We start from the raw sequence: 14,634 nt of genomic DNA on the forward strand, positions 1-14,634 counted from the left end.
TGACCCTCAACATGGGCTACCTCGAGATGTTCTGGGCTACTGACTTAGGTGGATACAGAACCGAGATCAGCGTCGGTGCTGTGTCCATGGCCATGAGAGAGTCCCCACTGGTGGCCAGGTCGAGGTCCCCGCTGGTGGCCAGGTAAAAGTCCCCACCCTGTGTTCGTAGTGTCGACCCGGAACTGAGCGCCCAGGCGATGACGGTGAAGGTGCCAACCGATCACCATCACCGCCCGGGAGTTCCATTGAAGTCTGCGAAGGACCGTATGGACATCATTTCTGCTTACCGAGAACTCGGAAGCTATCGCGCCGCAGCCGAGGTGTGCGGCACCACCCACAAGACCGTCAAACGTGTGGTCGACCGGTTCGAGGCGATGATCAGCCACCAGATCGTAAGGAACGGGCCCGCAACTACGACGCCGTCGCCGAACTGGTGGCAGAGCGCGTCGAGCGATCACACGGCCGGATCACCGCCAAACGACTGCTGCCGGTAGCGCGAGCGGCGGGCTATGCAGGCTCGGCCCGCAACTTCCGTCGTCTGGTCCCCACCGCGAAGACACAGTGGCGCCGCGATCACCATCGCGGCCGCCGCCCGGCAGTGTGGGCTCCGGGTGACTACCTGGTCATCGATTGGGCCGTGATCGGCGGCCTGCACATGTTCTGCGCGGTGCTGGCGTTCTCACGCTGGCGGTTCGTTCGGTTCGCCACCAACGAAACATCCACCACCACACTCGGATTCATCGCCGAAGCCTTCGATGAGATCGGCGGAGTGCCCAACAAGGTACTCGCTGATCGGATGGGCTGCCTCAAAGGTGGAGTCGTCGCCAACGTCGTCGTACCCACCCCGGCGCATGTGCGGTTTGCCACCCACTACGGATTCGCCCCAGACTTCTGTCACGGTGCGATCCGGAATCGAAAGGGATCGTGGAGAACCTCTGCGGGTACGCGCAGTCAGATCTGGCGCAACCGTTGTGGACCGAAGCCAAGATCGCCGCTGGTCGTGACGACGTGCAGCTGGATGTGCATACGGCGAACCTGGCGCGCGGGATTGGTGCGTTGAGGTCAACACCCGCCGCCACAGCGACACACTTGCGTTCCCGCCGAGCAACTCGCGATCGAACGAACCATACTGAGCGCGTTGCCATCTCTGCGTGCTTAGGTCGGTCCACCGCCGGTCACCCGTAAGGTCGACCGCCTCTCCCGTATTCGGTACGCCTCGGCCCGTTACTCGGTACCCAACCGGCTCATCGGCACCACCGTGACCCTCATCCAGGACGGTGCGCGGCTGCTAGCCGAACCCGCCTCGGGCGAGGTGGTCGCCGAGCATGTGTTGGCCGCACCCGGAGAGGTCGTCCTCGACGATGCCCACTACGGGGGGGCCACGCACACCGCCCAGTCGGGCGCCACGACCCAAAACTGCGGCCGAAAAACAGTTCTGCGATCTCGGTGAGGTTGCGGAGCGGTTCCTGGTCGGTGCCGCGGCGATCGATAACACCCGCCTGGCCCGTGAACTCGACGACATCCTCGGACTCGTCACCTCCCACGGCCGCGAACAGGTGCTCACCGCTGTGACCAGGGCGGTGGCGTTCCGGCGGTTCAAGGCCGCCGATGTGCGCTCGATCCTCGATGCCGGAGCCGGCACCCCCGACCCGCGACCGGCCGGCGCAGCACTGTTGGGTCACCTGCCTACCGCGCCCACCCGCTCGCTGGATGCCTACAAGCTCGGCGCCGACGATAAGGAGGTGTCATGACCACCACAACATCGAAACCAGTTGCACCCCAATCTGTCCGCCGTTGCCTGCCGACCTCGACCAAGCGCTACGCCGATTGAAATTGGCCTCGATCCGCCGCAGCGCACCCGAGGTACTCCTCACCGCGAAAACTCAGCGATGGACACCCGAGGAAGTGCTGCGAACCCTGGTCGAAGCCGAGATCGCCGCCCGTGATGCCTCCAACATCCGCAACCGGCTCAAAGCTGCCGGGTTCCCGGTCACCAAAACCTTGGAATCTTTCGACCTGACCGCACCCTCCATCCCAGCCAACACCTTCGAATACCTGTCGTCGCTGGAATGGGTTCGGGCCCAACACAACCTGGCCTTGATCGGCCCCGCCGGGACCGGTAAGAGTCACACCCTGATCGGGCTGGGGATCGCCGCAGTGCACGCCGGGCACAAGGTGCGGTACTTCACCGCCGCCGACCTCGTAGAAACCCTGTATCGCGGGCAGGCTGACAACACCGTCGGCAAAACCATCGACACCCTACTGCGTCAGGATCTACTCAACCTCGACGAGATCGGATTCGCCCCGCTCGACGACACCGGCACCCAACTACTGTTCCGGCTCGTCGCCGGCGCCTACGAACGCCGCTCCCTCGCGATCGCCAGTCACTGGCCCTTCGAACAATGGGGACGCTTCCTGCCCGAACACGCCACCACCGCCGCCAGCATCCTCGACCGGCTACTGCACCACGCCACCATCGTCATCACCGACGGCGACTCCTACCGCATGACACACCGAACGGAGGTGCCACCCACCTAGAACATCCCGCACAGGGTGGGGACTTTCACCTGGCCACCAGCGGGGACATCAAACTGGCCGTTGACATTACTGTACTACCGCCCGCCCGCGTGCAAAGCTGCGGAGGACAGTTGATTGTGATGCTTGGCTCCGACATGAGAATCGGACTGCACGCGCACTGCCATCTCGCCCGCGAGACGACCGAAGTACTCTGAGCCGAAGACCAGACCGTGATATGCCTCACCTCATACTAAGGTTCGGTCCGCTGTCACAGCCCTTCGCTAGTGTCATCGAAACAGATACTCGGTCGGTAAGGACATCAATTGCGCCTGGCTAACGAACCAAAGCACAGTACTGATACATGGAGGCCAAAAGGCACTCCGGCAGAGCGCTGGCAGCGTTACCTGGTGTGGAACGCCGCGGTCGCGGAGGTGATCTACCCCGAGACTGACGAGGCTGTGCCGGCCTACATGGATCTCGAGCAGGATCTCATCGATCAGATCGCGATCGCGGCCCAAGAAACGTCGTCATCTTCCCGCACTGCCCTTGCTGAAGTTGTCAAGGCGGTCACAGTAGATCGCGATGGCGTCTTTTCGCTGAAGACAATCGCTGCGAAGACACGCAGCTGGCGCTTGCAGTCGATGGACGAGCCGCCTTGTCTCGCTTTTCTCGCAGTAACTGTGATCGCTGCAGAGGAAATGGGCAATACCGAAAGCGGCCTAGCCTCCCACGCGTACTACGCCCGGCTTGCACGGCTCCTAGGACTCGACGACAACGATTCGGCGCTTCGGAGGCATTATCCTCAGTACGCGGAGTTCCTATGGAAGCGCGTCAACAAGTGGCTTGAGAACCTCGAGGGCGAACGTGGGGTACCAACCGCGTTTGCACTCACGCACAGGTACGTCGGGCTACCCATGTCTCAGGCCCTGGTCCGGGACGCTGACAGGCGCCGGTTCCCATCAATGTTCGCCCAGTACGGGCTGAGTCCCGGAATGCGCCTCGCCCCTGAAGATCTCACACCGTACCTCGGGATGTGGCTGACGTCTGATTCGTCCACCGCGACGGGCAACCTACGCCGCTTATGGAAACGCACCGATTCTCACGAGCGAATCGCTACCGTCGCCGCAGTCGAGCTCGCGAACTGGGATGGTGCACAACTGGATTCAGCCACGGTCGTCAGTTCCGCCCGCGCGTTGCTTGTCGCCAACTTGCGGAACGGCTTCCTTGGTTCATCGCTCGACCTATCGCTTGGCCTTCGCCCTATCGGCGACAGCATGGACGGCCACATGGAGGTTCTGGAGACCTCAGGGAAGTGGACAGCAATCGGCTTCACACCTGGTACTGCCGGCCTATGGCGGACCAGCTACACAGAAGAAATCGACTTCGGCTCAATGCTCGAGGGGCTGGTCCGAATACGACACTCGGAGACCAACGACAGCCTGGAGTACAAGCGGTATCCGCGAAACGTCGTTCCGCTTATCTACGACGACCTTCAGTCCGCATATGTGCAGGCAGAGCGTCTGCAGTTGGGCGTCGATTCCATCATCCTGGTTCGAACGACCGGAACTACCAAACTCGCCAGCGGCGCAGTCGAGGAAGTGCAGCGCGTCCTAGATACGTGTGCCCGACCTGGCTTCGAGATGGTCACGTCGTTCGCGGGGCTGCCCGATGGCTGGTCGTTGTTCAGCGGTGTCCAGCTGTTTACTGCTCCCGCATCCACCCGTTTCAACGAGCTGATACCGCTCGCAAGGAACCAGCTCACAGTCGCCGCAGGCCTGCAGATCCCGTCGCGAATCCGCAAATGGTCGACGGTCAGTCCGCCTGAGCTGCGCGCGACTGTCCAGAGTGAGACAGATCTTCGGGTCACGATCGCCGAGAGCGAGGCGAACACTCCGCTGAAGACCTGGGTATCTAATACAGGTTCCCTCGTGGCTCCCCTGTCCGGTCTAGGACTTACCGACGGGGACTACCAGGTGTCACTCTTTACCGGGACCAAACAGACACCCACTCAACAGATCTCGGTACGTCTACGCTCTGGTGAAGCTGTCGATGACCTGACGTGGGACCGCACGCCCCGGCTCGTGTACAACCTTGACAGACCCTTGGGAGTGCTTTCCGCGTCAGAGGGAGAGGCCACCGAAGTCGTTGTTGACGGTCTGGCCTGCGATGGAACTACGAGCATTGTCGCAACCGAAGTTGCGACGAAGAAAATCTTCTGGAGCAAACCACGCAAGACCCGCAAGGCCACCCGTGTCAGCATCGGAACACCCGACCCTACCTCCTGCGTAGCTACCGGCGCTCACCGCATTCAACTACCGACGTGGTACGGAGGCGATGCCCCCAAAGTCATTGAGGGAGAGTGCACCTCGTGTGGCCTGGTGAAGCGATATCCTGGCTGGTTGCCCCGCAACGGTGGGAAACGGACTTCACCCTCGCATGGCGAGTCAGCGACGCCTGAGATCCGTGTCGCGGATCTGCCGGAAGTTGCAGAGGCCAAAGTCGACTGGGACGCCGCACTCGACGCTCTCGTCCACCTCGGAGGAGGAACGTTCGGTTCCCTCGACAGCATCGCGCGTCAGCTGGAGGGTTCAGCGCTATTTGTTGACACCTTCACCCGGACGATGGAAGCTCTCGGGCATATCGCTGTCGAACGCGACCAGCGCGGACGGCCGGTCCGGTGGGAACTGTCGCCCTCCTGTCTTGCAGAGACGGCCAAGGGCCAATATCGGCTCATCGGGCGGTGGTCTCGTTCCACGCTGTCCGCAGTCACATCACAGTTCGGGCCTCGGGTTCTGAAGCAGATTGACGCGACGACCGGTCCCACTGAACTACTGCTCAATCCGGCGAGCGCAGAGGACTTAGACACAATCGCCGCCCTTGAGGATGGTACGCCTGCGCCGGATGCTGGTGCCGAGCTTCTCCGAGCACTGCCCCGGCTTTCCGACGTCGCTGCTGCTCTTGAGCGAGCAGTGTTGCCCGGCTTCGAGTCTGCAGAACGCTTCGACCTCAGCTCCGCGACGTGGGAGCCAACCGGCGATATCTCTATCCCGGGTGCGTACCGCCTCAAGCGCGGCTTTGAGAACCTCTACCTTTACCGCGGCAGCTCCGACGTGGAGGCGGGAACCGCGGCAGCGACGAGTGTTCACCTCGCGAAGCACCTCGCCGCAAACGCGACCGGTAGAACGTTCGCCTTCTATCTCGAGAGTTCCCAGTCTCTGCTCACTCCGCGTGGCTGTGAACTCCCGGGCCTCTACGAACGCGCAGCGGTCGCTTTCGCTGGCAAGCTGCCGTCGTCAAAGACGGTCACTATCGCACAGGCGAAACGTAAGTGCCTTCTGTACTCCTCGATCGACAGAGCAAGTGCCGATCTCCTGGTAACACTCCTGACTACGTGAGGCTTCGAATGGAACCGATTACCCCCGTAACCCTTTCGGACTCCCTACGCGATACCTATGTGCGCTACTTCGATACCGCATTCTGGCTCAACAATGATGCCGTAATGGCCGAGCGCCGGGCACTTCTCGCGAAACCAGGCGCGCTCGTGGGCAAGGTGATGATCGAACCAGTCATACCCTACCCCAATACCGCACGGCTCGACGATGTCACGTCTGATGCCGGCATACCGGCGTCGATTGGCCGCCGCGTCGCGACTGCTCTGTTCCCTGGTGCACCCGAGCACAAGATTACGCTGAGAGAGCACCAGGCGAACTCAATTCGTCACCACTTCCTGCCCGGCGACGCGGTGGGCCGAAATGTTGTCGTCACCTCGGGAACTGGTTCGGGAAAGACCGAATCATTCCTTCTCCCCATACTTCTGAGGCTGGTGCGCGAGTCCTCGACGTGGAGACCACAAACCCAGATCACCCCATGGTGGAAGGCAGCGAAACCTGACTGGACCTCGATCCGAAGCAACGAAGACCGCGCGCCAGCTGTCCGCAGCCTCATCCTCTACCCGACCAATGCCCTGGTTGAGGATCAGATGACCCGACTACGCCGCGCAGTCCGAAAGTTGCGCGACGAAGATCCGCTCCACCCCATCTGGTTTGGCCGCTACACCGGCAACACCCCCGGGTCGGGTCAGAAGTCGAAGCAGAAGGTTGCCGAGGTAGCCCAAGAGCTACGCGCCTACGCACGCCAATACGACTCCCTGGTTGACGCTCAGCGAAATGGCCGGTCTGACGTCGATCTTAGCCAGTTCCCTGATCCTCGCTCCGGCGAGATGCTAACTCGCTGGGACATGATCGCCCACGCGCCCGACATCCTGGTGACGAACTACTCGATGCTCAACACCATGATGATGCGGCACCGTGAGGAGCAGATCTTTACGCAGACCGCAGCATGGCTCGACGAGAGCACCGACAACGTCTTCACGATCGTGGTCGACGAGCTGCACTTGTACCGGGGAACGCAGGGTAGCGAGGTCGCAATGATCCTGCGCGCCTTGCTGCGAAGGCTCGGACTGGCTGCAGACAGCCCCCAGCTGCGTGTCATTGCAACGTCGGCGTCACTCACCGATTCAGACGAGGGCCGAAAATACCTCGAGGAGTTCTTTGGCGTTAGCCCAGACAGCTTCACCATCGAGGCCGGGCAGCACATCGCCATCACACCACCCGCCGCAAGCGCAGCTGAATCGCTGTCCGCCGAATCTATCGACACCGGCGATCTGACCCATGCGATCGCTGCCGCATGTCATAACGAGAATGAAGACCGCATTCGTGCGACTTCGCTCGAAACCATCGCAGCTCGTCTCTTCCCCGACGACACCAGCGGTCAGCTCATCACAGCTGCATTCAAGCAACTTGCAAACGCTGACCTGAGCACTGCGGCAACGACTCCCATTCCCATACGTGCCCACCTTTTCGTCCGGGTCCCCCGTGGCATGTGGGCATGCAGTAACCCGAACTGCTCGGGTGTGACAGAGCATTCCGAGGACCGGAGGATTGGCCGGCTCTTCAGCACACCGCTCGGCGCCTGCTCGGACTGCGGCGCACGAGTCCTCGAGCTCCTCTACTGCTACGAGTGCGGCGATATCAGTCTCGGCGGCTACATCATCGAGTCACAAGGGTCCGACGCGCTTCTCTCGCCGACACCGCTCGACGAGAGCCAGAGCGCGAAGCCTGTATTCCTCAGGCCTGCAAAACAATTCTTCTGGTACCGGCCGGGCACCCTCGGTGCGCTGAAACCGTGGAAACGCGACGATATCCAGCTGGCATTTTCCCAGGTCGCGTGGAACCCGGCGCTAGGCATCGCGTCAACCTCCGGAACACCGACCGGACTCGGGCTAGTCTTCACAGGCGATTCCCCCGAGGACCGCGTTCCGGCCTTACCCGATCGCTGCCCCGCATGTGCCTACAAACCCGGAGCTCCTTCCAAGAAGGGAGCGTTTCGGGCTGGGCAAGTGTCCTCGGCCATCCGAGCCCATACCTCGGGCGCGGCCGCCGCTACACAACTCTACTTGTCGCAGCTCGTCCGCTCCCTTGATGAAGGCCAGGACTCTGCCGGCGGCGCGAACTCCAAAACCATTGTCTTCACAGACAGCCGAGATGATGCGGCGCGCACGGCCGCCGGCGTTGCACGCAACCACCACCGCGACCTCATCCGGCAAGTCCTACGGCAGGAACTCGCCGAAGGGGCTGATCCACTCGCCGCACTCGACGCACTCAAGGCCGACCCCGCACAGCTCCATGCCAAGCCCGAGCTGCTGGCCGGCGCAATGGCGCGGATGAAACAACAAAGCGGATTCGAACTCACAAACGACGAGCAGGCCGCTCTCGATGAGGCGGTGAGCCAACTCAGCGCCATCCCCACGGTCACCTTCAGCGACATGTGCGATCGCATCACCGACGTCCTAGTGTCACTTGGCGCAAACCCTGGCGGAACCGACCCCTGGAACCAGCAGCTCGAGGATGACCTCGATGGCGAGACCCCCTGGTACCGAGCCTTTCGCCCACCCCAGCCTGGTCTATGGGCTGAACCGCCCATCACTAACGGGCAAGCCAAGCTGAAGTCTGCGCTACGTTCTGCGATCGTCGATGCAACCTTCGATCGCGCACGACGTGATCTCGAATCGGTTGCCATCGCACGGGTTGACGTCGATGGTTGGGAGCCGGTTCATGGACCGCTGAACGAAGCTGAACAAGCTCAGCTGCTTCACACGGTTATTCGGGTTCTGGGCCTTATGGGGAGGACCGAGGGCAGTAACCGCGGCGGTGTCGACGAAGTGGCGATCGCCCCGGCGCCGATCAACAAGTACTTGGCGGCGGTAGCAGCCGCGCTGGGTCACGACGAGGAACTGCTAAGTAACCAGCTCGTGGCTCTCATGGGTGACGCTGCAGTATCCCGCGCAGTCAGCGGGTGGCTACTCAAAACGAGTTCCGCTGATTCCACGCTCAGGTTCCACCCACCGGGTGAGTCCGAATGGCGCTGCAATCGCTGCAACTTTGCACACCTTCAGCCAAGCCTGGGAGTCTGCGCCAACCGTCAGTGCTTCGCAGCAGCTCTGGAGGAGTACCCGCTGTCCGCTGAGTCTGACGACTACTACTCATGGCTCGCGCATCGCGACCCGCGCCGTCTCGCGATCGCCGAGCTCACCGGGCAGACACGGCCACTTGCCGTTCAGCGCGATCGGCAGCGATGGTTCAAGGGCGCCTTTACGCAGTCCGAGAACAGCCTTGCCAACGGGCTGGATGTCCTATCTGTCACGACCACGATGGAAGTCGGTGTCGACATTGGCTCGCTCCGTTCCACTCTCATGGCCAACATGCCGCCGCAGCGCTTCAACTATCAGCAGCGCGTGGGGCGTGCGGGCCGATCAGGGCAGGCATTGAGCTTCGCGCTGACGATCTGTCGCGACAGGACACACGACGAGTACTACTTCAATCGGCCCGAGCGGATCACCGGCGACGTCCCACCGCAGCCGTTCCTCGACCTGGCCCGAACCAGAATCGTCCAGCGCGTCGTGGCAAGCGAGTGCCTCTTCCAAGCCTTTGCCGCTCAGTCACCAGCTCCCGCTTGGACACCAAATAGCAACCATGGATCGTTTGGCCAGATCTACGAGTGGCAACCACTGTTTCGCGACGGCGTTGTCGACTGGCTAACGACCTCGCCGTCTGTCGATACAATCGTCGACCGGCTGTCCGCACATACCCCCCTCCCACCATCCGATCGCAAGATCGTCCACGACTTCATCCGCACAGCGCTTGCTACACGCATCGACGAGGTCGTAGATGCTGAGAGCGGCTCAGCTGATACAGAACTCAGCGCCGCACTCGCCAGGCATGGCGTGGTTCCGATGTTCGGCTTCCCCACCAGAGTCCGCAACCTCTGGGGCAAGGAGGTCCGAACCCGCCGGGATATGGAGCGCAACGCAGTCAGCGACCGGGCACTCGAATTGGCAGTCCGCAGTTTTGCGCCGGGAGCCGAGGTCGTCAAGGACGGACTTGTCCACACTGCGAACGGATTCGCAGCATACGTCCTCAGAGGCAGCAAAGCCGAGGCCGTTGACCCGCTGGGAAGCCCACGCCAAGTGAGCACATGCGACGCATGTGATCAAACAACTCTGACAGCGCGCACAACGTGCAACGCATGCGGAAGCACCATGACTCAGATGAATCTGTTCGAGCCACGGGGATTCCGCACCACCTACTCTCCACGAGCTTTCAACGATGACCAGGAAGTGCTAAGCACGACATCATCACCGGCCCTCATACCCGGCGACTCGCCGACGCAAACTGCGCAGCTAGAACACCTCAAACTGGACCTCTACGAGCAGGCCCAACTCGTCACCGTCAACGACAACTTCGGCCGAGGCTACGAGTTTCAAACTCGCTACGACAAGACAGTCCTCGCGGAGACGCCTTCCGCGGCATCCGGCACGATGAACACCATCGGCGAAGTGCGTGTCACTGATGCACTTCTCATCACCCCAGGACCGCTTGACGTCGGCTCAGGCATCATTGCGCTCTACGACCTACCGTCAGGAAAAGCAGCCTATACGTCTTTCGCAGAGGTACTCCGCCGTGCCGCGCAGGTATTGCTCGATCTTGACCCTGTAGAAATCGCAGCCGGACTCGTCCCTATGCGCCTACCAGCCACAACGAACGAGGGCGACACTACCGAGCAGGTCGGAGCCGGGGTCTTCCTCGCCGACACGGCAGAGAATGGCGCGGGGTACGCACTAGAACTCGGAGATCCAGCCGGGTTCCAACAGCTGCTGACTGACGCACTTCGCGAACTCCGTAGCGTGTGGGAGGACCCCAATCACTCCGACAACTGCGATACCTCATGCCCCGATTGCCTTCGGTCCTACAACAATGCGCGTCGCCATCCGCTGTTGGACTGGCGGTTGGCACTCGACATGCTCGAGCTTGCTACCGGGTCGGTGCTGGATAACTCCCGTTCTATGGCGCCGACAGCACCGTGGATGGACACTGCTGCAGCAGCGTTGAACGGTGCCGTTATGCGCGTGGTGACCTCCGTACCGGCAGTGACCAGAGCTGACAAATGTGTGCTGCTGACTCATCCGCTGTGGCGGAGTGAACCAGGCTTTATCGGCTCACAACTCCAAACCGCGCTCCAGAAGGCCGAGCTCGAGTATCGAACGGTCAGGACGCATGACGTGCGTGAGTTCCGACGCAACCCAGTCTCGGTATGGAGGCACCTTCAGTAACCAACTAGCCCGGCGCTTTCACGCTGATCTCGTGTCGTAAACGAAGAAAGGTGCCCTGACCTGGGATAATTCGACTTGCGAAGGTCCGAACATCTCATGATCGAGGAGCACCAATCTGGTGAGTAAGTCTACGTCGCCGTACCGTCGTTGTCGGTAGATGGGTCCGTAACCGGGGTGGTGTCGCATGCCGGGGCCGCGGTGTTTCTGCGGACCGCGGAGAAAACGGGCCTGACCACCGGTTTGTCGACAGCGCTTGGACTGTGGCGTAAACCGTTGGCAACTCATGATCCGGGAAAGATCATCGCCGACCTGGCGGTTGCGATCGGCGGTGACTGTCTGGCCGACATCAACCAGGTCCGCGCTGATCCAGCGGTGTTCGGACGCGTCGCTTTTTATCCCACCGTGTCCCGGATGATCATGACGGCGCTCATCGAAATCCCCAGTGATGCTCATCTGAATTCCTCACCCGTGTGGCTCCGCCAGAGCAGGCGGACTTTACAATCGAGGACGGCGTCATCTAGGTGTAAACGTCTCACCGATGCCTTAAACCGAGCTCCGACAGTCGACTTCGACTTCGATTCAGGTGCAGTCCAAGTGACGGTGGTGAAGTATCTGTCGATCAGACTCGTTGACGTAGCCTTCGTTCACGTTCGAGGTTCTTCCTGGTAACCGAACTGATGGAGTCGTCGTCGGGCCACTGCTAATTCTTCTTCGGAGAACAACAAGCGAACTCGACAAGTCTTTCGCGGACGCGGCGAATGTTCTGCGCGATCCTTCGCAGGACTACTCCGCCGGACCGCTGGTGACGTTTCGCACAAGCATTTGGGACGACGGAGGCAGTACCTGAGCATAGACCAGCCGACGGTCGAGGCTCGCGGGCGGATATTGCCAGATCGTTGTGTGACCGACGGTCCTGCTCGCCCGGACCGGACCGACTTCCCACGTCCTACACCGACAACTGACGCCCCCGACCTACGCAACTCCGAGAACGCCTTGATCGTCGTTGACGTCGCAGTGGCAATCGGCCGCAGATTCGGGCCAGCCTCGACCTTCGGCACTATCACCACGTTGTCCACGTACAGCTGGATGGTGCTGGTGTTCTGCACCGTGGCGACGATGATCAGCCAAATTCCAAACTTGCGGAACGCCGACAGCGCTTGCTGGGCGAACTGCGGGTCGGACTTGGAGAAGCCTCGTCGAGCATCAGCTGGGCGAAGATGGGCCGGTTATCGTTGCTGTGCAGGCAGGCCAGGTTGAAGCTCAGCGCACCGGCGAGACAGAAGGTCATCGGCCTCTCCTGCTCGCCACCGAAGTTGTCGCCGGCGTTATGGGAGACGGACTGGAGCCAGCCCCGCTGGGCGCCTGACTGACCAACGGGCCCGGTCCAGTGATACGACTCCACCTTTCGAACGCCCCAATCGAATCCTCGCGCGGCGGACTGGACAGACCCACAAGCCCGGAGCACGCAAAGACGAGCGACCTCTGTCCAAGCTCAAGCGGACTACACCGTTTTGTGACGCAACGAGATCGACGCTGGCAAGATCTACGAATCGATAGCATCTACCCGAAGAAGGTCCTAGGTCACGCGAAATGAAACTCACTCACATCCGTGTCAAAGATCTGCGAAGTTTCTCTGGTGAGCACGAGTTCGACGTGTCCAACGGCGTCAACTACATTGTCGGCCCGAACAACTGTGGCAAGTCAAACCTCGTACGTGCACTGGAGCTCGCGCTCGACCCTGAGTCCGTGTACTCCCCCGCACATGACCGACCGACAAAAGACTCCCCGTCGGTCGGGGCCCCACCCTCAACCAGAATTGCGTTGACCTTTCAAGTTGGAAAATCCTCGCCCGAAAGAACCCTTCTGAGCCGGGCACAAGCCTACGAACTAGCAATCCGCAAGGCACGCAACGCATCTACCAAGGGCTCCGTGAAGACTTACGCGGCGGACAACGAAATTCGTATGGTCACCACTTTTGGTGCGCGCGGAACACGCCAAACTTCATTCCAGGCCAAAGGGTTCGGCGCCGCGTCGCTGCCAGCTCAGAGTGCCGAGCACACGAAGCTCGAGGCACAATTCCGGTCTGTGGTCCGGTTCGCCGTAATTCACAGTGGACAGGACCTCGAATCTCTACTGAAGGGGAAGTTCCGCGAGATATAGCAGCTGGTAATTTCCGATCATCTTGGAAGTGAAATCGCGAAGGCCGACGCCGCTCGTGATGAGTATCTGACATCATTGCAGACTCAACTCCTCGAGCCTCTTAGAGGTTTGATCCAAGAACGCGTTGGGGAAATGTTCCCTGAAATCTCCAATGCAGAGTTGGTGCCCGCAGTGCCCACCGTTTACGACACCCTCTCATCTGTTGAGATTAGGCTTGGAGACGCGGTTACGACTCCGTTGTCAGCGAAGGGCACTGGAATCCGTGGGGCAGTGCTCGTGTCGATGCTGCAGTATCTGGCCGAACAGAGTAAAAGGTCCCTCGTTCTAGCAGTGGAGGAACCAGAGGCGTTTCTTCATCCGGCCGGACAGGAAGACATTCGGGACCAACTCGAGGAACTAGCAACCCGCGCCGATGTCTCGCTTGTAGTCACAACTCATTCACCCTACGTGATATCGCGGAGGTCGACGTCTAGAATTACTGAGCTCCGAAAGCGTCCCGATGGATTCACTGAAAAGGCCGCCAGTGTCCGCGGAAACGAGAAAAGAGCGCAACTCCTAGGGGCACTCTACCGCGACGCCGGGCTCGCTCATGTTCTCGAGCGCAGCCTTGAAATTCCGGCAGGGACCGAGGTCGTTGTGGTCACCGAAGGGTACACCGATGGCCTCTTCATCAACCAGTGCTGCACCGCAGCGAACCGACATGATCTCGTCGAGGGAATCTATTTCATTCCTGCAGGTAACGCCTCAAACGTAGTCCCTCAAGCAATTCTCGCGGAAGCTGCAACCGAAGCACCGGTCATCGCCCTGCTTGATTTCGACGATCATGGACGCGCAGCGGCTGATAAATTGAAGAGTTTCAATTGGGAACCCAACAGACGCATCCTGACTTTGAACAAATGGGACGGCGCATGTACCAAACAGCACGATATTGAAATCGAGGACCTGCTTCCACGCCGAGCAGTCGAGCAACTCGTAGAGCAACTAGGTGAGGACGCCGCCATTGACGGCAAAGTAAAATGCGGAGGCAGCTGGCACCTACGAGTCAGCAAGACGTGGAAAGAGCACGCAATCTCCAAACTTGCTGACTACCTGGACGGCGATCCGGGCGGGATGGTGTGGCTCGCGAAGGAAGTGAGCGCGCGAGCCGCCAAGATTTCCGCCAGCAAGCTGAGCGGGTCCGGTAGTCCAGGAGGCAGTTAGCAAACTGATACCAATCCCGGGTCACAGTTGAAAGACAGTCGGGTGTTTGACCACCGGCAGTCGGTATCGGTTCAGAAGAGGCTATTCGC

General features: G+C 60.8%; 4 protein-coding genes and 4 pseudogenes. 7 read left to right on the forward strand and 1 reads right to left on the reverse strand.

Annotated features, from left to right (window positions below):
• Nucleotides 1–245 precede the first annotated feature (245 nt).
• The 5 genes and pseudogenes from istA to GKZ92_RS11475 all read left to right on the forward strand — a co-directional run.
• A pseudogene (istA, locus tag GKZ92_RS11455) lies at nt 246–1,751 on the forward strand (IS21 family transposase).
• Nucleotides 1,748–2,538 (forward strand): annotated as a pseudogene (gene istB / locus GKZ92_RS11460) (IS21-like element helper ATPase IstB). Before istA ends, istB begins: the two co-directional pseudogenes overlap by 4 nt.
• Before the next feature lie 386 nt (nt 2,539–2,924).
• Nucleotides 2,925–5,912 (forward strand): hypothetical protein, encoded by a 2,988-nt coding sequence (locus GKZ92_RS11465; protein WP_155225283.1) that lies wholly within the window; start codon nt 2,925–2,927, stop codon nt 5,910–5,912.
• Nucleotides 5,913–5,920: 8 nt separating this feature from the next.
• Nucleotides 5,921–11,185, forward strand: coding sequence for a DEAD/DEAH box helicase (locus GKZ92_RS11470; protein ID WP_155225284.1), 5,265 nt, complete (start codon nt 5,921–5,923; stop codon nt 11,183–11,185).
• Nucleotides 11,186–11,303: 118 nt separating this feature from the next.
• A pseudogene (locus GKZ92_RS11475) lies at nt 11,304–11,608 on the forward strand (transposase); the annotation flags it as partial.
• 533 nt (nt 11,609–12,141) lie between these two features.
• On the opposite strand, the pseudogene GKZ92_RS11480 reads toward GKZ92_RS11475, so the two are convergent.
• Nucleotides 12,142–12,512 (reverse strand): annotated as a pseudogene (locus GKZ92_RS11480) (SbcC/MukB-like Walker B domain-containing protein); the annotation flags it as partial.
• A 263-nt stretch (nt 12,513–12,775) separates the two neighbouring features.
• Here GKZ92_RS11480 and GKZ92_RS23730 point away from each other — a divergent pair.
• Entirely contained in the window at nt 12,776–13,345 is a 570-nt protein-coding gene (locus GKZ92_RS23730; protein WP_230461793.1) for an AAA family ATPase, read from the forward strand.
• Nucleotides 13,346–13,477: 132 nt separating this feature from the next.
• Nucleotides 13,478–14,545, forward strand: coding sequence for an ATP-dependent nuclease (locus GKZ92_RS23735; protein WP_230461794.1), 1,068 nt, complete (start codon nt 13,478–13,480; stop codon nt 14,543–14,545).
• Nucleotides 14,546–14,634: the final 89 nt, after the last annotated feature.

Origin of the sequence: Gordonia sp. 135 (genome assembly GCF_009720185.1) — a bacterium.
Taxonomy (GTDB): domain Bacteria; phylum Actinomycetota; class Actinomycetes; order Mycobacteriales; family Mycobacteriaceae; genus Gordonia; species Gordonia alkanivorans.

Coding starts and splice junctions, on each gene's coding strand:
- GKZ92_RS11470 (WP_155225284.1), top strand. CDS start 5,921: ATGGAACCGATTACCCCCGTAACCCTTTCGGACTCCCTACGCGATACC.
- GKZ92_RS23730 (WP_230461793.1), top strand. CDS start 12,776: ATGAAACTCACTCACATCCGTGTCAAAGATCTGCGAAGTTTCTCTGGT.
- GKZ92_RS23735 (WP_230461794.1), top strand. CDS start 13,478: ATGTTCCCTGAAATCTCCAATGCAGAGTTGGTGCCCGCAGTGCCCACC.